This window comes from Pseudoalteromonas sp. SIMBA_162, from assembly GCF_046535955.1.
In the GTDB taxonomy this organism is placed as follows: domain Bacteria; phylum Pseudomonadota; class Gammaproteobacteria; order Enterobacterales; family Alteromonadaceae; genus Pseudoalteromonas; species Pseudoalteromonas marina.
Window position 1 is genome coordinate 1 of record NZ_JAWJBQ010000363.1, and the last position, 274, is coordinate 274.

At 35.8% G+C, this 274-nt stretch carries 1 protein-coding gene; it reads right to left on the reverse strand.

All coding sequences use genetic code 11. The annotated features are described in order from the left end of the window. Positions 1–274, reverse strand: a 274-nt coding sequence (locus tag R0J88_RS20045) for a hypothetical protein (RefSeq protein ID WP_410900883.1), incomplete at both ends; no start/stop codon positions are given.

The following is a 274-nucleotide window of genomic DNA, read 5'->3' on the forward strand; positions in this document are numbered from 1 at the left end:
CTGTTAAGCTAACATAAGTTTCCCCATCTTCTGTATATACAGTAATCATCAACTTTTTATGTAATTCCTTCAGCAATTCCATCACTATTACTTCATCATCAAATTTATCTGTTAAATCATCTATCAGCATACCATCAGGATAATAGTCCACTTCATTCTTCTCAGCATCGTAGTACTCTACTATAGCTTCTAGTACCTCTGTTTCAGCCTGTGTAAGCGGTATTTTACCTATAAATCCTTCAGGTATCTGTGGTTCAAAGTAACATGCACACGG